Genomic DNA, 19,233 nt, shown 5'->3' on the forward strand with positions numbered 1-19,233 from the left:
CGGCACGCAGCAACGCCAGGTGTGTTCCCGAGCGCGGTACGTCCCCCCGTTCACCTCTCCCCGTGCGCGTACTGACGCACGGCCAGCGGCACGAAGATCCCGAGCAGCACCGCGCACCACATGAGCGACCCCGCGACGGGGTGGGCCACCGGCCAGGCCGCTTCGTCGGGCACGGGCGCGTTGCCGAACAGGTCCCGCAGGGCCGTAGCCACCGCGCTGATCGGATTCCACTCCGCGACCGTCCGCAGCCACCCGGGCAGTCCCGTCGTCGGGATGTACGCGCTGGACAGCAGCGGCAGCAGGAAAGTCGCGCCGCCCAGCTGACCGGCCGCCTCCTCGTTCCGGGTGAGCAGGCCGAGGTAGATCCCGGCCCAGGTGCACGCGAAGCGGAACAGCATCAACAGTCCGACGGCCCCCGCCGCTTCGAGTGGGCCGCCTTCGATCCGCCAGCCCACCGCGAGTCCCACCAGCAGGAACGGCACCGTTCCGACGGCCGTGACCACCACGTCCGCCGCGGCCTGTCCGAGCGGTACGGCCGCCCGGCTCATCGGCAGCGTACGGAAGCGGTTCGTCACGCCCCGGTGCGTGTCCTGGGCCGCCTGGAACATGCCGGTCATGATGCCGCCCGCGGCGGTCGCCACCAGCAGGCCCGGCACGAGGAAGGACCGGTACGCCTCGCCCGGCATCGCCAGCGCGCTGCCGAAGACGTAGCCGAAGAACAGCAGCATGCTGATCGGCATCGTCTGGGTGAGGATCAGCAGTCCCGGGTTGTTCCGCATCCGGAGCAGCTGGCGGCCCAGCATCGCGGTCCCGTCGTACGCCAGCATGCTCATGCGGCCGCCTGCCTTTCCTCGCTGGTGGTCTCGGTCAGGCGCAGGAACACGTCGTCCAGCGTCGGTGGTCGCAGGCTCACGTCGAGCAGGGGCACGCCCGCCGTGTCCAGGGCGCGCACCAGCAGCGGGAGGGTGAGTGTCGGGTCCTTGCTGACCGCGCCGACGGCGTTGCGCTCGTGGTCGAACGACGGCTGCGCCCCTGTGAGCCGGTCGAGCACGCCCGCCGCCCTCACGAGCACGTCCGCGTCCGTCACGACGACCTCGGCGTGTGCCCCGACGAGCGCCTTGAGCTGTGCCGGCGACCCGGTGTGCGCGACCCGGCCCCGGTCCACCAGGGCGATGTCGTCGGCGAGCTGGTCGGCCTCCTCCAGGTACTGGGTGGTGAGGAGCACGGTCGTGCCCTCGGCGGTCAGATCGCGCACCGCGTCCCAGATGAGGTTGCGGCTGGCCGGGTCGAGGCCGGTGGTCGGCTCGTCCAGGAACAGCACGTCGGGGCGGCGGATCAGGCTCGCCGCCAGGTCCAGGCGGCGGCGCATGCCGCCGGAGTAGGTGGACGCGGGCCGGTCGGCGGCCTCCGCCAGGCCGAAGCGGTCGAGGAGTTCCGCGGTCCGGCCGGCCGGTCCGCGCACCCGGTGCAGCCGGCCGAACAGCTGGAGGTTCTGGCGTCCGGTCAGGTCCCCGTCGATCGAGGTGTCCTGCCCCGTGACACCGATCCGGCTCCGTACGGCGGCGGCCTCGCGGACGAGGTCGTGCCCGGCGACCCGCGCGGAGCCCGCGTCCGGCCGCAGCAGCGTGGTCAGCAGCCGCACGGCCGTGGTCTTGCCCGCCCCGTTCGGCCCGAGGACCCCGCACACGGTGCCCTCGGCCACCGCGAGGTCCAGTCCGCGCACGGCGTGGACCTCCCTGAATCGCTTCTCGAGACCCTCACTAAGTACAGCGTACGTAGAAGTCATGGCTCGACCATAGCGCACTACGTACGCCGTACGTAACTAGGATGGTGGCCGAGGTGATGATCGATGGCGGGCCGAGCGGCCGTACCCGAAGTGATCTGGGCGCGCCCCGAGCGCACCGGCCGTGGGCCGAAACCGGCGTTCACCCGCGCCGGCATCGCGGCGGCGGCGGTGCGGATCGCCGACGCGGAGGGGCTTGACGGGGTGTCGATGCGGCGTGTCGCCGCGGAGTTGGGCTGCGGCACGATGTCGCTGTACAACTACGTCCCCCGAAAGGAGGACCTGTACGAGCTGATGGTGGACGCCGTCGGTGCCGAACACGAGATGTTCGAGCCCACGGGCGACTGGCGCGCCGACATGCTCCGCAACGCGGAGGAGACGCGGGCCATCATGTACCGCCACACCTGGGTGCCGCGCCTGATGTCGGGCGTCTACGGCTTCAGCCCCAACACCCTGCGGTATCTGGAGCACTGCCTGGCCTGCCTCGAACCGCTCGACGCTCCGGCCGGGACGAAGACGGAGCTGATCGCGCTGCTCAACGGCATCGTGACGACCTACACCGCGAACGACATCGCGACCGTCGAGCGCACCCGCTCCATGCCGTGGTCCGAGGAGGAGGAGAACGCGGTGCGTATGGCCTATCTGGGCAGCCAGGTGGCCACCGGCGCGTATCCGCGACTGGCCGCGGCCTTCATGGAGCAGAGCGGGCCGGTCGATCTGGAGGCGGTGTTCAAGCGCGCGCTGGAGCGCGTACTGGACGCCTACGATCCCGATCTGCGCTAGCTAGAGCAGCGCGAGCTGGCCCTCCGGGCCCTCCTCGGGGCCGTCCAGCACCGAGGCCGGCCGGCGGACCGCGGCCGGCACCGGGAGGAGGCCCGCCTCGCGGAGTTCGGCCGTCGTGATGGGGTCGGGGAGCGCCGGCTCGTCCGCCGGCTCGTCCAAGGGGCGCACTTCGGCCAGCAGGGCGAGGACCGTGATCAGTTCGAGCAGCTCTGACGTCCAGGTCTGCGTCCAGGTCGCGGGGCGGATCGCCGCGAGGGTGCCCGGCTCGGCCTCGGTGACGCGCGCCGCGAACCACTGCTCCAGGACGCGGACCCCGCCCGCCTCGAAGTCCCAGGCTTCCGGCGGCACCGGAGAGATGCGGCCCTCGTCCAGCAGCAGGGCCTCCTCGTCCCTGTCGTAGTCCAGGGTCATGGGCCGCGAGGGCAGCGGGGCGCGGACGTAGGGGCGGCGGCCGCCGGGGAGCTTCGGGCGTGCGCCGTCACGGCGCATCAGCCACAGCAGGCGGTGGCCCAGCTCCACGCCCCGCGTCCACGTGTCGGCGTCACCGGTGAGCGGGACGGTGAGGCCCGGGCGCGCCCTCGCCGTGATCCAGGCCAGCACGTCCAGTGGCGCGGGGGTGTCGCCCAGGCGGGCGCCCAGGTGCTCCAGCAGGCCGGGGGGCAGGTTGGGTTCCCGCCCGCCAGGCCGGCGGAACAGCGGGCGGACGCGCCCGGGGCGGAGCAGCGGCAGCAGTGAGGTGACGAGGAGGGGAGGTGTGAGGGCCGCGGGCGTCTCCACCACGAAGACCTGCCGTTCGTCCGTCACCCGCCACAGCTCCGGGCGGGCCGCGTCGATCAGCCGCTGGTCGGGGATCAGCCACTGCTCGTCGAAGGGCGCCTGCAGCACGCGCACCGGCTCCGGGCACGGGCCCGAGGCGCGGAGCAGCTTCTCCGTGCCGCCCGTCCGGCCGGGCAACTGGCCGACCGCCGTGTGCAGCGTGCGCGAGCGGGTCGGCTCGAACAGGGTCTCGCGGTCGGGTCCCCCGGCCTTCACCAAGGCGTCCCAGCGGGCCTTCAGGGACGCCGCGTCGGGGGCCGCCGGCCACCCCCGGCCGAGCCGCGGCGGTGCGACGGACCACGGCATGAGGTCCGCCAGCGGCGGAGCGTCGTCGTGCGTCACGCAGGCATCGTACGACGCCCCCAAGGGGCGCGGGGCTGTGTCATGTGCGGCTCCGCCGCGCGGGCGCGACCGGCCCCCACCGGCCCGCGGGGCGACCGCTACGCGTCAAGGGTCACCGTGAAGGAGAACCGGTCGCCCCGGTACTGGATGACGGCCACGTCCAGCGGCCGGCCGTCGGTGCCGTACGTGATGCCCGTGTAGTGCAGGATCGGGCTGAGCAGCGGCACTTGGAGCAGCTTCGCGGTCTCAGGGTCGGCCAGCCGAGCCTCCACCGTGTCCGTGATGCGGCTGATGTCCACCCCGACGACATCCCGCAGCACCTTGGTCATGGGCCACCGGACGAGGTCGTCCAGGTCGATCCGCGCGGCCAGTTCGGGACGCACGTAGTTCCGGGCGTGATTCGTCGGCTCACCCGTCTTCTCGTCGCTCCGCAGCCGGTGATACGTCGAGACCTCCCGCACCTCCCCGAAGAACTCGGCGAGTTCGCCCGGCACGGGGGTCGTGCCGTGGTCGAGCAGTTCGGTCGTCATGCCGGACTGCTGGGCCACGATCGCGTCCACCGAGCCGAGCAGGCGGACCGGGGAACCCCTGCGCGCGTGCGGCTCGATGAAGGTGCCCCGCCGGCGGTGGCGCGTGATCAGCCCCTCGTCCTCCAGTTCCTTCAGCGCCTGTCGCATGGTCAGCACGCTCACGCCGTAATGCCCGGCCAGCTGCTCCTCGGTGGGCAGGCGCAGCGGGTCCTGGGGCGAGCGGCCGAGGATCGAGGCGCGCAGCGACTGCGACACCTGATACCAGAGCGGCAGCTTGCGGTTCAGGACGATCGAGTCCGGAGCGAAGGAGGTCACGGGCCATCCGTACCGGTCAGGGGGGTTCAGTGCAAGGGACGGAAGTGCCGCTCCAGGCCCTGCCAGACGTCGTCGTATCGCTTTTGGAGGTGTTCCGCCCGGGCCGCGTGCGGCGTGAGGGTCAGCGGCCAGCGCGTCTCGAACATGAACGCCAGTCCGTCGTCGATCTTCTGCGGCCGCAGCTCGGCGGCGCTCGCCCGGTCGAAGGTCTCCCGGTCCGGGCCGTGCGCCGACATCATGTTGTGCAGCGAACCGCCGCCCGGCACGAAGCCTTCCGCTTTCGCGTCGTAGGCGCCCTCGATCAGGCCCATGTACTCGCTCATCACGTTCCGGTGGAAGTACGGCGGCCGGAAGGTGTCCTCGCCCACCAGCCAGCGCGGCGCGAACACCACGAAGTCGACACCGGCCAGGCCCGGGGTGTCCGACGGGGACGTCAGCACCGTGAAGATCGACGGGTCCGGGTGGTCGTAGGTGATGGTGCCGAGCGCGTTGAAACGGTGCAGGTCGTAGGCGTACGGCACATGGTTGCCGTGCCAGGCGACCACATCGAGCGGGGAGTGGTCGTAGGTGGCCGTCCAGAGGTTGCCGCAGAACTTGTTCACCACCTCCACCGGGCCCTCGACGTCCTCGTACGCGGCGACCGGGGCGCGGAAGTCCCGGGGATGGGCGAGCCCGTTCGCGCCGATCGGGCCCAGGTCGGGGAGGCGGAAGGGCGCGCCGTAGTTCTCGCACACATATCCGCGGGCGGATCCATCCAGCAGCTCCACACGGAAGCGGACCCCACGCGGGACGAGCGCGATATGGCCGGGCTCCACATGGAGTAGACCGAACTCGGTGCGCAGCAGCAGCCCGCCGCGCTCCGGGACGATCAGCAGCTCGCCGTCGGCGTCGCTGAACACCCGCTCCATCGAGGCGTTTGCGGCATAGAGGTGCACGGCGACGCCGGTGCGCTGGGCGGCGTCGCCGTTGCCGCCCAGCGTCCACAGTCCGGCCAGGAAGTCGGTCTCGGGAGCCGGGTCGGGAAGGGGGTTCCAGCGCAGGCGGTTCGGATCGGGCACGGTCTGGGTGAAGGGAGCGGTACGGACCGAGCCGTTGTGGGTCCGGGTGAACGCCGGGTGCGCGGCCGACGGGCGGATCCGGTACAGCCAGGAGCGGCGGTTGTGGGACCGCGGCTCGGTGAAGGCCGTACCGCTCAGCTGCTCCGCGTACAGCCCGAGCGGAGCCCGCTGGGGCGAGTTGCGGCCCTCGGGCAGCGCGCCCGGGACGGCCTCGGAGCTGTGCTCGTTGCCGAAGCCGGAGAGATAGGTCAGCCCCTCGGCGGTCTTCCGCGCTCCCCCACGCTCGAACCCGCTCGCGCGGGAGGTACCCCCATCGCCCATGATCGCTGCTCCCTTGCCGCCCTTGGCGTCCGATTCCTATGTAACACCGTAGGATTGCGTTTTCCGCGACGCAAGAGGGACACGCGCCCTCCTCTTGACGGATGACCTGAACCCGACTTGAGAACGATCCGCCGGGCCGTACGCGCGTTCTACGCTCGCGGACATGTCGTGGACACGTGGACCTCTCACCCTGCTCGCGGTCTGCGTCCTGCTGGCCGGAGCCGCGGGCTGCGGCTCCGATGAAGCGCGGGAGCGGGGGAGCGGGGTCTCGCCCACGCCGTCGGGCACGCTCCTGGAGGACCGGGACACGGAGGGGCGGCCCTACCGTCAGGTGGCCCGGCGGGACGCCCCTGACGTCGGCATCGAGGTGCAGCCGGACGCGGCCGGGGGCTGGGACGTCCGTCTGACCGTCAGCAAGTTCCGCTTCTCACGGGCGGGTGCGACCGGTGCGGCGGTGGCCGGGCACGGCCTCGCGCACCTCTATGTGGACGGCCGCCTCGTCGCCCGGCTCCGCACCTTTGAGTACCGGCTGGCCGCCCACCTCGTGCCGCGCGGCACACACCACGTCACGGCCCGCCTCTACGCCGACGACGGCACCGCCTGGGCGGTGGACGGCAGGCCCGTGGAGAGCACGGCCGACATCACCGCGTCGGAGCCCGGCCCGGGCGCGACGCCGGGTGCGAGCGCCCCGGGGGAAGCGCGGACGCATGCGACGGACGCCCGGTCCCGGATCAGGGGGCGAGGTTCACCCGACGGCGCCGGAAAGGCATCATGAAGCCCGTGCCCCACGCGACATCGCTCCGTCGTGCGCCCGTGCAGCGGCGCAGTGCCGAACGCCTGACCAGGATCCTCGACGCCTGCGCCGACCTCCTCGACGAGGTCGGCTACGACGACCTGAGTACCCGCGCCGTCGCCCAGCGGGCCGGTGTCCCCATCGGCTCGGTCTACCGCTTCTTCGGCAACAAACGCCAGATGGCCGACGCGCTGGCCCAGCGCAACCTCGAGCGGTACTCCGCCCGCGTCACCGAGCGTCTGCGGGAGACGGGCGGCGGGGACTGGCGCGTGGCCATGGACGCCGTGCTCGACGAGTACCTGGAGATGAAGCGCACCGCGCCCGGCTTCTCCCTCGTCGACTTCGGCAACCAGATCCCGGTCGGCGCCCGCCACAGCGAACCCAACCACCGTGTCGCCGACCGCCTCACCGAACTCCTCTCCGGCTACCTCGACCGCGAGCCCGACGAGGAACTGAGCCGGGTGTTCCTCATCGCCGTGGAGACCGCCGACACGCTCGTGCATCTGGCGTTCCGGGTCGCGCCGGAAGGGGACCCGAAGATCATCGAGGAGATGCGGGAGATGCTGCGGGCGTATCTGTCCCGGGTGCTCGACTGATCCGGTGCCGTCGACCGTCCCGGTGCAGTCGAGGGTCCCGGTGCCGTCGACCGTCCCGATGCCGTCGGGTGATCCGGTGCCGTCAGGGGCTCCCCTCCGTGCATACCGGTCGGTATGCTCGGGCGCGTTCGCGCGTCACCGTAGCCGCCGTCCCCGGGAGGACCCGTGTCCCGCACCGCCCTGCGTATCTGTCCCCTGTGCGAGGCCACCTGCGGCCTGACCCTCACCATCGAGGGGACGCGCGTCACCCACGCCCGAGGTGACCGCGACGACGTCTTCAGCGGGGGGTTCGTCTGCCCCAAGGGTGCCTCCTTCGGAGCCGTCGACTCCGACCCCGACCGGCTGCGCACCCCGCTGGTGCGCAGGGACGGCGAGCTGCGCGAGGCCACCTGGGAGGAGGCCTTCGACGCCGTCGCCGCCGGTATCCGCCCGGTCGTCGAGCGCCACGGCCCGAACTCCGTCGGCGTCGTCCTCGGCAATCCCAACGTGCACACCATGGCCGGCGCCCTCTACCCGACGCTGCTGCTCGCCGGACTCGGCACCCGCAGCGTCTTCACCGCCTCCACGGTCGACCAGATGCCCAAGCACGTCTCCAGCGGACTGCTCTACGGCGACGCGAACGCCATCCCCGTGCCCGACCTCGACCACACCGACCATCTGCTCCTGATCGGCGCCAACCCGCTGGAGTCCAACGGCAGTCTGTGCACCGCCCCCGACTTCCCGGGCAAGCTCAAGGCGCTCAAGGCCCGTGGCGGCACCCTCGTCGTGATCGACCCGCGGCGCACCCGGACCGCCAAGCTCGCCGACCGGCACATCGCCGTGCGGCCCGGCACCGACGCGCTGCTGCTGGCGGCGATGGCGCAGGTGCTCTACGCCGAGGGCCTCGTCGAGCCGACCCCGCACGTCCAGGGCGTCGAGGAACTGGCCGACGCCCTAAGGGAGTTCACCCCCGAGGCCGTGGCCCCGGCCTGTGACGTCGACGCCGGTGCCATACGCGCTCTCGCCCGTGAACTGGCCGCCGCCCCCACCGCCGCCGTGTACGGCCGCATCGGCAGCTGCACCGTCCCGCACGGCACCCTGGCCAGCTGGCTCGTCGACGTCCTGAACGTCCTCACCGGCAACCTCGACCGGCCGGGCGGCGCGCTCTTCCCGCAGGCCGCCACCGACAAGACCCCGCGCCCCGCCGGCCCCGGCCGCGGCTTCGCCCTGGGGCGCTGGCACTCCCGGGTGAGCCGGCACCCCGAAGCGAAGGGGGAACTGCCCCTGTCGGCGCTCGCCGAGGAGATCGATACCTCCACCGAGGAAGGCGAGCCGGTCCGCGCGCTCGTCGCCGTCGCCGCCAACCCCGTACTGTCCGCCCCCGACGGCGACCGGCTCGACAAGGCGCTCGAGTCGCTCGACTTCATGGTCAGCGTCGACCCCTACCTCAACGAGACCTCACGCCACGCCCATGTCGTGCTGCCCCCGCCCCCGCCCTCCCAGAGCCCGCACCACGACTTCGCCTTCAACACCCTCGCCGTCCGCAACCAGGTCCGCTACACCCGCCCCGCGGTCCCGCTGGAATCCGGCCGCATGGCGGAGACGGAGATCCTGGCCCGGCTGATCCTCGCCGCGACGGGCATGCACGGGGCCGACCCCGCCGCCGTGGACCGGATGGTCATCGACCAGACCCTGGGCAAGGCGGTCACGGAACCCCACTCGCCCGTATACGGCCGCGACCCCCGCGACCTCGCCGCGCAGCTCACCGGCGACACCGGCCCCGAACGACGGCTGGACATGATGCTGCGCCTCGGCCCCTACGGCGACGGCTTCGGCGTACGGCCGGACGGGCTCACCCTGGAGCGGCTGCTCGCGCATCCGCACGGCATCGACCTAGGCCCGCTGCGGTCCCGGCTCCCGCAGCCGCTGAAGACCCGCAGCGGCCTGGTGGAGCTGCTGCCGGGGCCGATCGCGCAGGACCTGCCCCGTCTGCGCGCGGCCCTGGCCGAACGCCCCGAGGGGCTCGTCCTGGTCGGCCGCCGTCATCTGCGCTCCAACAACAGCTGGATGCACAACGTGCCCGCCCTCACCGGCGGCTCCAACCGCTGCACCCTGCACATCCACCCCGAGGACGCCGAACGGCTGGGCGTCGCGGACGGGGCGCCGGTACGGGTGAAGGGCGCCGGGGGAGAGGTGACCGCACCCGCCGAGGTCACGGACGCCGTCCGCAGGGGTGTGGTGAGCCTCCCGCACGGCTGGGGCCATGACCGGCCCGGCACCCGCCTCGGGCATGCCTCGACCGACCCCGGCGTCAACGTCAACCAGCTTCTCGACGGCCGTCTGCTCGACCCGCTGTCGGGCAACGCGGTCCTCAACGGAGTGCCCGTCGAATGTGCCCCGGCGGCCGAAAAGCTCATGCCTCTGACCTGAGCAAAGCTGTGACCAGCAGTTCTGCGCTTATTGCTCGCACGTCAACGTCTTGTTAACGCTGCTTGACGGGCCCTAACGTCTCGGGAACCGCCGGCCCTGGTGGAATGTTCAAGGGCGAACGTTAGGTACCCACTCATGCTGACAATCCTCGGCTTCGCCATGATCGCGACCTTCCTGGTCCTGATCATGATGAAGAAGATGTCGCCGATCGCGGCGCTCGTGCTGATTCCCGCTCTCTTCTGCGTGTTCGTCGGCAAGGGAGCCAAGCTCGGCGACTACGTCCTCGACGGCGTGACCGACCTCGCCCCCACCGCGGCGATGCTCATGTTCGCGATCGTCTACTTCGGTGTGATGATCGACGTCGGTCTCTTCGACCCGATCGTCCGCGGAATCCTCAAATTCTGTAAAGCGGACCCGATGCGGATCGTCGTGGGCACCGCCCTGCTCGCGGCGATCGTCTCGCTGGACGGCGACGGCTCCACCACCTTCATGATCACCGTCTCGGCGATGTACCCGCTGTACAAGCGCCTGAAGATGAGCCTCGTCGTGATGACCGGTGTCGCCGCGATGGCCAATGGCGTGATGAACACCCTCCCCTGGGGCGGCCCGACCGCCCGCGCCGCGACCGCGCTCAAGCTCGACGCCAGCGAGATCTTCGTCCCGATGATCCCGGCGCTCCTGGTGGGTCTGCTCTTCGTCTTCGGCCTCTCCTACGTGCTCGGTGTGCGTGAGCGCCGGCGGCTGGGCGTGCTGACGCTGGACGAGGTGCTGGAGGAGGAGAAGGAGACCGAGACGGTCCTCGTCGGAGCCGGCGGCTCGGGCGACGGCAAGGTCGACATGCGCAAGGGCGGCGGCACGGGTGCCGGCACCGACGCGGGCGCGGGCTCCGGCAGTGGCGCCGACGCCGAGGACGACACCGAGGACGACGGCTTCCAGGGTCTCGACCCCAACCGGGCCACCCTGCGCCCCAAGCTCTACTGGTTCAACGCGCTGCTCACGGTTGTCCTGCTCACCGCCATGATCATGGAGTGGCTGCCGATCCCGGTGCTGTTCCTGCTCGGTGCCGCGCTGGTCCTCACCGTGAACTTCCCGCACATCCCCGACCAGAAGGCCCGCCTGGCCGCCCACGCCGACAACGTCCTGAACGTCTCCGGCATGGTCTTCGCCGCCGCCGTCTTCACCGGCGTCCTCCAGGGCACCGGCATGGTCGACAACATGGCCAAGTGGATGGTGGACGTCATCCCCGCGGGCATGGGCCCGCACATGGCCATCGTCACCGGTGTGCTGAGCCTGCCGCTGACCTACTTCATGTCGAACGACGGCTTCTACTTCGGTGTCCTTCCCGTCCTCGCCGAGGCCGGTGCCGCGCACGGCGTCTCCCCGGTGGAAATGGCCCGCGCCTCGCTGGTCGGCCAGCCGCTGCACATGTCGAGCCCGCTCGTCCCGGCCGTCTACGTCCTGGTCGGCATGGCCAAGGTGGAGTTCGGCGACCACACCAAGTTCGTCGTGAAGTGGGCCGCCCTCACCTGCCTGGTCATCCTCGGGGCGGGCATCCTGTTCGGCATCATCTGACGATGCTCGATTGATGTTGCTGGATTGATGCTGCTCGATTGATGTTGTTCGATCCCCGTTGGAGGACATCGTGAGGCCCGGTGGGAACCGCGGCTGGCTGCTCCGCCTCGTCATCGCCTTCAGCTTCGCGCAGGCGGCGGTGTCGATGGCCCGGCCCGCCGTCTCCTACCGGGCCCTCGCGCTGGGCGCGGACGAACGCGCGGTCGGTGTGATCGCCGGTGTGTACGCGCTGCTTCCGCTGTTCGCCGCCGTCCCCCTGGGCCGCCGTACCGACCACGGCCGCTGCGCGCCCCTGCTGCCCTTCGGCGTGGTCCTCATCTCCGGCGGCTGCGCCCTCAGCGGCGTCGCCGACTCCCTGGGAACGATGGCCCTGTGGAGCGGGGTGATGGGCCTCGGCCACCTCTGCTTCGTCATCGGCTCCCAGTCCCTGGTCGCCCGCCAGTCCGCGCCGCACGAGCAGGACCGCAACTTCGGCCACTTCACCATCGGCGCCGCGCTCGGCCAGCTGGTCGGCCCCGTCGCGGCGGGCGCGCTGATCGGCGGCGAGGACATGGCGGGCACCAGCGCGCTCGCCCTGGTCGTGGCGGGCGGGGTCGCGGCGGTCGCGTTCACCTCGCTGTGGCGCATCGAGCACCGCCGTACGGCGGCCACGTCCCGCGCGGACAAGGGCGGCCGGGTCCCGGTCGGGAGCATCTTGCGCACCCGGGGCGTGCCCGCCGGCATCCTCATCAGCCTCGCCGTGCTGTCCGCGACCGACATCCTCACCGCGTACCTCCCGGTGGTCGGCGAGCACCGGGGCATCGCGCCGTCCGTGATCGGCGTCCTGCTCAGCCTGCGCGCGGCGGCCACCATCGCCTGCCGCCTGGTGCTGACGCCCCTGCTGCGGCTGCTCGGCCGGACCATGCTGCTCACCGTGACGTGTCTATTGGCGGCCCTGCTGTGCGCGGGCATCGCCCTGCCGGTGCCGGTGTGGGCGCTCGGTCTGCTGCTCGTGCTGCTGGGCTTCTGCCTGGGTGTCGGGCAGCCGCTGTCCATGACGACGGTCGTCCAGGCCGCACCCGACGAGGCCCGTTCCACGGCTCTGGCCCTGCGTCTGACCGGCAACCGGCTCGGCCAGGTCGCCGCGCCCGCCGCGGCCGGGCTGATCGCCGGGGTCGCGGGGGTGGCGGCGCCGTTCGTGATGCTGGGGGTGCTGTTGCTGGTGTCGTCGGGGGTCGCGGTGCGGTCGCCGCGGGAGCCGGAGGAAGCGGAGGAGCCGGATGAGGCAGGCGGGGAGGATCCCGAACCCCCTCGGAACGGAATGCCGTTGGGCCGGAAGAGCGACATCTGACGCGTCGTGGGCGCTGCTCCGGCGTTTCCGGGTGACATGTGGCAGATAGTCAGGTGACGAGGTGTTTGTATGAAAATCATCTGACTTGGAGGCATGTTCATGCCCGTCGTACCCCTCGCACGCCGTGCCGGCACCCGCACCGCCGTCCTCGCCGCTCTCACCCTCGCCGGGACCACCCTGAGCGGGGTGCCCGCTGTCGCCGCTCCGGGGGACAACGGGGACGTCAAGATCCACGCCACCGAGACGGCCGCCGGTGATCGGCGCAACGATCCGAAGGTCTGCGACTTCTACCTCGCCGCGTTCGACTTCGAGGCGGGCGAGACGGTCAACTGGACCATCCAGGCGCTGCCCGAGGTACCGGCCAAGAGCGGCTCGGTCACCCTCGACGCGGCCGGCGCGGGCCGCAGTCCGCTCATCGACCTGCCCAACGGGCAGTACAAGCTGACGTGGCTCACCGACCGGGCCCACGGCGCGGGCAAGTTCAAGGTGTTCCAGGTCTCCTGCCCGGACTCCAAGGCCACCATCACCCCGAACGGCGGTGCGCCGGCGGGTGGGGGTGGCATCGCCCGTGCCGAGGCCTTCACCCCGGTCGCCGGCGCCGCCGCCGTCGGCCTGGCCGCCGTCGCCGGAGCGGTCTGGTTCCGCCTCCGCCGCCGCACTGATGGCGCGGCGTAGGACACCTTCCGCGTATCGCGCCGCTCCTGTGGGGCGGCGCGAGTCCGGGACGGGCGGTGGTGCGGGTTCGGTGGGGCGGGGTGGGCCTGGGGCTGCCCCCGGGGTTCGGCGTGGGGCTGGGTCGGGGTCTGTGGCTGAGCCAGGGCTTCCGCGCGGGGCTGGGTCGGGGTCTGTGGCTGAGCCGGGGGTTCGGCGTGGGGCTGGTTCCCGTTCTGACGGTGCTCCGGTGGGGTGGCGTGGGGCCGGGGCGAGCGATGGCGCGGGCTCGGCGGGGCGACGGCGTGGGGCTGGAACGGGGCCGGCTGAGCCGGGGGTTCGACGGTCCGGTTCCGGTGATGGTCCGGTGGGGCGGCGTGGGGCTGGGTCGGGGTCTGTGGCCTCTTCGGTGTCTCGGAGTGGGTCGGGGTCTGTGGCCTCTTCGGTGTCTCGGCGTGGGGCAGGGCCTGGTTCCGTCGCCACCTCCGCCCGGCGTGGGGCTGGGTCGGGGTCTCCGGCTTCCTCGGTGTCTCGGCGTGGGACAGGGCCTGGAACCGTTGCCGCTCCTGGGGCTCGGCGCGGGACTGGTTCCGGATCCGTCGCCACCTCCGCCCGGCGTGGGACCGGGGCTGGTGCTGCCCTCATTCCGGTGGGTCGGCGAAGGGGCGGGGCGGGGTCCGGTGCCGGGCCGAGGGTTCGGCGTGGGGCCGGTGGGGCCGGAGGCCGGGGTGGGGCCGGGGGCGGCCCTGCGGGATGGCCTCGGCGGTCTCGTAGGCCCTGGTACCGGACGCGTGCCTATCGGCTGACGCGGACGGTCGCGGTGGCCTTCTCCTTGCTGTTGCTCGGTGTCTGCTGGGACCCGGGCGACGTGCCCGGCCGAACGGTCACGGCTCTCCCGACCGGCTCCGCCGGAGCCGCCGCGGCCGCCCTGCCGAGCGACTTCGGCACCGCCCCGGTTACTCCCTCGGACGACGCAGGCACCACCACTGCCCGGCCCAAGCGCTCCGCCGCGCCCTCCACCCTCCCGGGCAACTCCTCCGCCTCCCCGTCCGCCCGGCCCGGCCCCTCCCGAGCCCCCGGCACGCCTCAGGCATCCGCATCCCCTACCGACAGCCGAACCGCACCGCCCCACCGCCCCGCGACCGGCACCCCCGAACCGACCCGCACCCAACCCGCGACCCCCAGCCCCCTACCCCCCTCCCGAGCCACCCGCCTCCTCATCCCCTACCTCCGCATCGACGCCCCGATCATGCCCCTGGGCCTCGACCGCGAACGCCGTCTCACCGCGCCCCCGGAGGACAAACCGAAACTGGTCGGCTGGTACCAGCACGGCGCCACGCCCGGCGAGCAGGGCACCGCCGTCGCCGTCGGGCACCTCGACACGGACCGCGGTCCCGCCGTCTTCGCGGGGCTGACGGAGCTGGAGCGCGGCCGGGTCGTCAAGGCCCGCCGCGCCGACGGGCGGATCGCCGTCTACACGGTCGACGCGATCAAGTCGTACGAGAAGGCGCGATTCCCGAGCCAGGAGGTGTACGGCTCCCGGGGCCGCCCCGAGTTGCGCCTGATCACCTGCGGCGGTGCGTACGACCGCAGGAAGGGCTACTCCGGGAACGTCGTGGTCTTCGCCCATCTCACCGCCGTCCGCTGACGCCCTGGCCGAATCGGGCCGTCCGCCTTCTCACCAGATGGACCGGAGCCCCCGATCCCGCCCGGTGTCTTCCCCCGGCCGCACACATTCCGTTAACTTCCGTGACCCACAGCCCCGTACGACCCGCACGGGGCTTCCGACCCGCGGAGCACCAGCGCCCTGTAGACCCCTCGGGGGCACGCATGACACGCGCCATCTCCCTGCACGACGTGAGCAAGGCCTACACGCGCGGCTCCCGCGTGGTGGACCGGCTGTCTCTGGACATCGCCCCGGGCGAGTTCCTCGTGCTGCTCGGCCCGTCCGGCTGCGGCAAGTCCACCGTGCTCAGGATGATCGCCGGGCTGGAGGAGATCGACGAAGGCGAGCTGCTGCTCGACGGCGAGTACGCCAACGACCTGCCGCCGTCCGGCCGGGACATGGCGATGGTCTTCCAGAACTTCGCCCTCTACCCGAACATGACCGGCCGGGCCAACATCGGCTTCCCGCTGCGCATCGAGGACCCGGGCACGGACCCCCGCCCCCGTGTGGACGCCACCGCCCGCATGCTGGGCATCGAGGACCTCCTCGACCGCCTGCCCGCCCAGCTCTCCGGCGGCGAACGCCAGCGGGTCGCGATGGGCCGGGCCATCGCCCGTCACCCCTCCGCGTTCCTGATGGACGAGCCGCTGTCCAACCTCGACGCCAAGCTCCGCACCCACCTGCGCGCCGAGATATCCCAGCTCACCGGGGAGCTGGGCGTCACCACGGTCTACGTCACCCACGACCAGGCCGAGGCCATGTCGCTCGGCGACCGGGTCGCCGTGCTGCGCGGCGGCGTGCTCCAGCAGGCCGACAGCCCGCGTGTGGTGTACGCGCTGCCCAGCAACGTCTTCGTCGCCGCGTTCATCGGCACCCCGCGCATCAACCTCCTGCGCGGCCTGGTGCGCGCCCCGCTGGACGGCGCGATGACCATCAGCCTGGGCAAGCAGTTCCTGCGCCTGCCCGAACCGCTCTCCCTGGACCACCAGTTGCTGCGGGTCCAGCAGGGCCGCGAGGTCATCGTGGGCCTGCGCTCGGAAGCCGTCCGGATCGCCAAGCACTCCTCGGCCCGGCCCGGCGAGGTGCCGATCACCGGCCTGGTCGAGCACGTGGAGTTCCAGGGGCACGAGATCCTCGTCCACTTCAACACCGGCTCCAGCCCCGCCGTCGTCCCCGACCTGGAGGCCCCGCGTCCCCGCCCCGGCCGCCCCGCCCGGCGGCGCCGCCGCGAGGGCTCGGTGCTCACCCGGCTGCGGGAGCGGTCCGGAGCCGGGCGGGCCGGACCCGTGGTCGCCCTGGACCACCCCGAGGCCGCCGCCCCCGCCCCCGCCGAACCCCGCCTGCCCGGGGACCTCATCGTCCGCACCACCCCGGACCTGGCCCTCCGCCACGGCATGCAGGTGCCGCTCCTCGTCGACCTCGCCCACCTCTTCGTCTTCGACCAGAACGGCGACCGCATCTGCCCGCACCCGGCGCGCCTGCCCGACCTGGAAAGGTGAGCAGCCGCACACCCATGACCGGGTACCCGCCGCCGGGACGTCTGGCGTCAGAAAACTATCGTCGCTAGTTTATGTGCCGGACGACGACGCCCCGCCCCGGAGGAAGCGCGATGAAGGCACACGACGGCATGTACATCGGGGGCGCCTGGCGCCCGGCCGCCGGCCAGGACGTGATCGAGGTCGTGAACCCGGTCGACGAGCAGGTCATCGGCACGGTCCCCGCGGGCACCGCCGAGGACGTCGACACCGCCGTACGGGCCGCCCGCGCCGCCCTCGCGGACTGGGCCGCGACCCCGCCCGCCGAGCGTGCGGCCCGCCTGGCCGCCCTCCGGGACGTGCTCGTGGCCCGCGCCGACGAGATCGCCGAGACCGTCACGGCCGAACTCGGCTCGCCCCTGAAGTTCTCCCAGGCCGTCCACGCGGGCGTGCCGATCGCGGTCGCGGGCTCCTACGCCGAACTGGCGGCCACGTACTCCTTCGAGGAGAAGACCGGCAACTCGGTCGTGCACCACGAGCCCGTCGGTGTCGTGGCCGCGATCACGCCCTGGAACTACCCCCTGCACCAGATCGTCGCCAAGGTCGCCCCGGCCCTCGCGGCGGGCTGCACGGTCGTCGTGAAGCCCGCCGAGGACACCCCGCTGGTCGCCCGCCTCTTCGCCGAAGCGGTGCACGAGGCCGGCCTCCCGGCGGGCGTCTTCAACCTGGTCACCGGCCTCGGCCCGGTCGCCGGCCAGGCCCTCGCCGAACACCCCGGCGTCGACCTGGTCTCCTTCACCGGCTCCACCGCCGTCGGCCGGCACATCGCCGCGATCGCCGCCGGGCAGATCAAGAAGGTCGCCCTCGAACTCGGCGGAAAGTCCGCCAACGTCATCCTCCCCACCGCCGACCTGGCCAAGGCGGTCAACGTCGGCGTCGCCAACGTCATGTCCAACTCCGGGCAGACGTGCAGCGCCTGGACACGCATGCTCGTCCACCGCGACCGGTACGACGAGGCGGTGGAACTCGCCGCGACGGCCGCCGCCAAGTACGGCGACCGCATCGGCCCGGTCGTCAACGCCAAGCAGCAGGCCCGGGTGCGCGGCTACATCGAGAAGGGCGTCGCGGAAGGCGCCCGCCTGGTCGCCGGCGGCCCCGAATCCCCGCGCGAGACGGGCTACTTCGTCAGCCCCACCGTCTTCGCCGACGTCACCGAGGACATGACCATCGCCCAGGAGGAGATCTTCGGCCCGGTCCTGTCGATCCTCCCCTACGACGACGAAGAGGACGCCCTGCGCATCGCCAACGGCACGGTCTACGGCCTGGCCGGCGCCGTCTGGGCCGGTGACGAGGCCGAGGCGGTGGCCTTCGCGCGCCGGATGGAGACCGGTCAGGTCGACATCAACGGCGGCCGGTTCAACCCCCTCGCGCCCTTCGGCGGTTACAAGCAGTCGGGCGTGGGCCGCGAGCTCGGCGCGCACGGCCTGGCCGAGTACCTCCAGACCAAGTCCCTCCAGTTCTAGAACCAGGGGAGTCCCTTCCGTCATGGCTGTCCGCGCCGCCGTTCTGCCCGCCGTCGGATCCCCGCTGGAGATCACCGGCATCGACCTGCCGGACCCCGGACCCGGACAGGTCCGCGTCCGGCTCGCCGCCGCCGGGGTCTGCCACTCCGACCTGTCCCTGTCCGACGGGACCATGCGCGTCCCCGTCCCCGCCGTCCTCGGCCACGAGGGCGCCGGCACGGTCGTCGCCGTCGGCGAGGGCGTCACCCACGTCGCGCCCGGCGACGGGGTCGTCCTCAACTGGGCTCCGTCCTGCGGCGCCTGCCACGCCTGCTCGCTCGGCGAGGTCTGGCTGTGCGCCAACGCCCTGAAGGGCGCCGGCGACGTCTACGCCCGCACCACCGAGGGCACCGACCTCCACCCCGGCCTGAACGTCGCCGCGTTCGCCGAGGAGACGCTCGTGTCCGCCGCCTGCGTCCTGCCCGTGCCCGAGGGCGTCCCGCTCACCGACGCCGCCCTCCTCGGCTGCGCCGTCCTCACCGGCTACGGCGCCGTCCACCACTCGGCCCAGGTGCGGCCGGGCGAGACGGTCGCGGTGTTCGGCGTCGGGGGAGTGGGCCTCTCCGCCCTCCAGGCTGCCCGGATCGCGGGCGCCTCGAAGATCGTCGCGGTCGACGTGTCCGCCGAGAAGGAGGAACTGGCCCGGGCGGCCGGCGCCACCGACTACGTCATCGCCTCCGAGAACACCGCACGCGAGATCCGCGCCCTCACCGGAAAACAGGGCGTGGACGTGGCCGTGGAGTGCGCCGGCCGCGCGGTCACCATCCGCACGGCCTGGGACTCCACCCGCCGCGGCGGCCGTACCACGGTCGTCGGCATCGGCGGCAAGGACCAGCAGGTCACCTTCAACGCCCTGGAGATCTTCCACTGGGGCCGCACTCTCTCCGGCTGCGTCTACGGCAACTCCGACCCGGCCGAGGACCTCCCGGTGCTCGCCGAACACGTCCGGGCGGGCCGCCTCGACCTGAGCGCGCTGGTGACGGAGCGGATCTCCCTGGAGGGCATCCCGGCCGCGTTCGAGAACATGCTGGCGGGCAAGGGCGGCCGGGCCCTGGTCGTCTTCTAGCCCGGCTCTCCCGCCACCCCGGCCTCCACGCGAGGCCGGGGCCTCAGGCATGCCCGCCCGCGCGGTCGGTGCCAAGTACAGGTAAAAGTCCTGGTGCGCGACCCGTTGACGTCCATACCGTCCGGTCAGTACGTTCCCGGGACCCGAGCCACCCCCCGTTCCGTC

General features: G+C 72.4%; 16 protein-coding genes. 11 read left to right on the plus strand and 5 right to left on the minus strand.

What is annotated here, in order from left to right; translation table 11 throughout:
* Positions 1–50: 50 nt before the first annotated feature.
* Positions 51–833: an ABC transporter permease gene (locus ACZ58V_RS35280; protein WP_470025610.1), complete on the minus strand. Its 783-nt coding sequence runs from the start codon at positions 831–833 to the stop codon at positions 51–53.
* On the minus strand, positions 830–1,786 hold the full coding sequence (locus ACZ58V_RS35285) for an ATP-binding cassette domain-containing protein (RefSeq protein WP_471295241.1): 957 nt from the start codon (positions 1,784–1,786) through the stop codon (positions 830–832). The genes ACZ58V_RS35280 and ACZ58V_RS35285 overlap by 4 nt, the downstream gene beginning before the upstream one ends.
* 63 nt (positions 1,787–1,849) lie before the next feature.
* On the opposite strand from ACZ58V_RS35285, the gene ACZ58V_RS35290 reads away from it, so the two are divergent.
* Positions 1,850–2,566, plus strand: coding sequence for a TetR/AcrR family transcriptional regulator (locus tag ACZ58V_RS35290; protein WP_471295243.1), 717 nt, complete (start codon positions 1,850–1,852; stop codon positions 2,564–2,566).
* Here ACZ58V_RS35290 and ACZ58V_RS35295 read toward each other — a convergent pair whose 3' ends face one another.
* From ACZ58V_RS35295 to hmgA, 3 genes are all read right to left on the minus strand, one after another.
* Positions 2,567–3,688, minus strand: coding sequence for a type ISP restriction/modification enzyme (locus ACZ58V_RS35295; protein ID WP_471295417.1), 1,122 nt, complete (start codon positions 3,686–3,688; stop codon positions 2,567–2,569).
* Positions 3,689–3,822: 134 nt separating this feature from the next.
* A complete protein-coding gene (locus tag ACZ58V_RS35300; RefSeq protein ID WP_468197231.1) occupies positions 3,823–4,569 on the minus strand; it encodes a GntR family transcriptional regulator in 747 nt (248 codons plus the stop codon).
* A gap of 26 nt (positions 4,570–4,595) precedes the next feature.
* Positions 4,596–5,948: a homogentisate 1,2-dioxygenase gene (hmgA, locus tag ACZ58V_RS35305; RefSeq protein WP_471295245.1), complete on the minus strand. Its 1,353-nt coding sequence runs from the start codon at positions 5,946–5,948 to the stop codon at positions 4,596–4,598.
* A gap of 163 nt (positions 5,949–6,111) precedes the next feature.
* Between hmgA and ACZ58V_RS35310 the strand changes: the two genes are divergently transcribed.
* The 10 genes from ACZ58V_RS35310 to ACZ58V_RS35355 all read left to right on the plus strand — a co-directional run bounded on the left by ACZ58V_RS35310 (position 6,112) and on the right by ACZ58V_RS35355 (position 19,068).
* Positions 6,112–6,723: a hypothetical protein gene (locus ACZ58V_RS35310; RefSeq protein WP_471295246.1), complete on the plus strand. Its 612-nt coding sequence runs from the start codon at positions 6,112–6,114 to the stop codon at positions 6,721–6,723.
* A complete protein-coding gene (locus ACZ58V_RS35315) occupies positions 6,720–7,337 on the plus strand; it encodes a TetR/AcrR family transcriptional regulator (protein ID WP_468197238.1) in 618 nt (205 codons plus the stop codon). Before ACZ58V_RS35310 ends, ACZ58V_RS35315 begins: the two co-directional genes overlap by 4 nt.
* 165 nt (positions 7,338–7,502) lie before the next feature.
* A complete protein-coding gene (locus ACZ58V_RS35320) occupies positions 7,503–9,746 on the plus strand; it encodes a molybdopterin oxidoreductase family protein (protein ID WP_471295248.1) in 2,244 nt (747 codons plus the stop codon).
* 135 nt (positions 9,747–9,881) lie between these two features.
* A complete protein-coding gene (locus ACZ58V_RS35325) occupies positions 9,882–11,318 on the plus strand; it encodes a CitMHS family transporter (protein WP_468197243.1) in 1,437 nt (478 codons plus the stop codon).
* Positions 11,319–11,388: 70 nt separating this feature from the next.
* Complete coding sequence (locus tag ACZ58V_RS35330) at positions 11,389–12,648, plus strand: MFS transporter (protein WP_468197245.1); 1,260 nt, start codon at positions 11,389–11,391, stop codon at positions 12,646–12,648.
* Positions 12,649–12,741: 93 nt separating this feature from the next.
* The gene (locus tag ACZ58V_RS35335) at positions 12,742–13,323 is read left to right on the plus strand and encodes a hypothetical protein (protein ID WP_382832691.1); all 582 of its coding nucleotides are present in this window, start codon (positions 12,742–12,744) and stop codon (positions 13,321–13,323) included.
* A gap of 796 nt (positions 13,324–14,119) precedes the next feature.
* Entirely contained in the window at positions 14,120–14,947 is an 828-nt protein-coding gene (locus ACZ58V_RS35340; RefSeq protein WP_471295251.1) for a class F sortase, read from the plus strand.
* 182 nt (positions 14,948–15,129) lie between these two features.
* Positions 15,130–16,464 carry an ABC transporter ATP-binding protein gene (locus ACZ58V_RS35345; RefSeq protein WP_468197250.1) on the plus strand — a complete coding sequence of 445 codons (1,335 nt, stop codon included), beginning with the start codon at positions 15,130–15,132 and terminating at the stop codon, positions 16,462–16,464.
* 110 nt (positions 16,465–16,574) lie between these two features.
* Entirely contained in the window at positions 16,575–17,963 is a 1,389-nt protein-coding gene (locus ACZ58V_RS35350; protein WP_468197252.1) for an aldehyde dehydrogenase family protein, read from the plus strand.
* A 22-nt stretch (positions 17,964–17,985) separates the two neighbouring features.
* Positions 17,986–19,068 (plus strand): Zn-dependent alcohol dehydrogenase, encoded by a 1,083-nt coding sequence (locus tag ACZ58V_RS35355; RefSeq protein WP_471295254.1) that lies wholly within the window; start codon positions 17,986–17,988, stop codon positions 19,066–19,068.
* Positions 19,069–19,233: the final 165 nt, after the last annotated feature.

The sequence above is a fragment of the Streptomyces sp. NPDC040589 genome (assembly GCF_055594445.1).

What these genes read in the sequence shown, in the direction of transcription:
- ACZ58V_RS35335 (WP_382832691.1), top strand. Translation starts at nt 12,742, where the DNA reads ATGTTCATGCCCGTCGTACCCCTCGCACGCCGTGCCGGCACCCGCACC.
- hmgA (WP_471295245.1), bottom strand. Translation starts at nt 5,948, where the DNA reads ATGGGCGATGGGGGTACCTCCCGCGCGAGCGGGTTCGAGCGTGGGGGA.
- ACZ58V_RS35280 (WP_470025610.1), bottom strand. Translation starts at nt 833, where the DNA reads ATGAGCATGCTGGCGTACGACGGGACCGCGATGCTGGGCCGCCAGCTG.
- ACZ58V_RS35315 (WP_468197238.1), top strand. Translation starts at nt 6,720, where the DNA reads ATGAAGCCCGTGCCCCACGCGACATCGCTCCGTCGTGCGCCCGTGCAG.
- ACZ58V_RS35355 (WP_471295254.1), top strand. Translation starts at nt 17,986, where the DNA reads ATGGCTGTCCGCGCCGCCGTTCTGCCCGCCGTCGGATCCCCGCTGGAG.
- ACZ58V_RS35310 (WP_471295246.1), top strand. Translation starts at nt 6,112, where the DNA reads ATGTCGTGGACACGTGGACCTCTCACCCTGCTCGCGGTCTGCGTCCTG.
- ACZ58V_RS35325 (WP_468197243.1), top strand. Translation starts at nt 9,882, where the DNA reads ATGCTGACAATCCTCGGCTTCGCCATGATCGCGACCTTCCTGGTCCTG.
- ACZ58V_RS35350 (WP_468197252.1), top strand. Translation starts at nt 16,575, where the DNA reads ATGAAGGCACACGACGGCATGTACATCGGGGGCGCCTGGCGCCCGGCC.
- ACZ58V_RS35285 (WP_471295241.1), bottom strand. Translation starts at nt 1,786, where the DNA reads ATGACTTCTACGTACGCTGTACTTAGTGAGGGTCTCGAGAAGCGATTC.
- ACZ58V_RS35345 (WP_468197250.1), top strand. Translation starts at nt 15,130, where the DNA reads ATGACACGCGCCATCTCCCTGCACGACGTGAGCAAGGCCTACACGCGC.
- ACZ58V_RS35290 (WP_471295243.1), top strand. Translation starts at nt 1,850, where the DNA reads ATGGCGGGCCGAGCGGCCGTACCCGAAGTGATCTGGGCGCGCCCCGAG.
- ACZ58V_RS35295 (WP_471295417.1), bottom strand. Translation starts at nt 3,688, where the DNA reads ATGCCGTGGTCCGTCGCACCGCCGCGGCTCGGCCGGGGGTGGCCGGCG.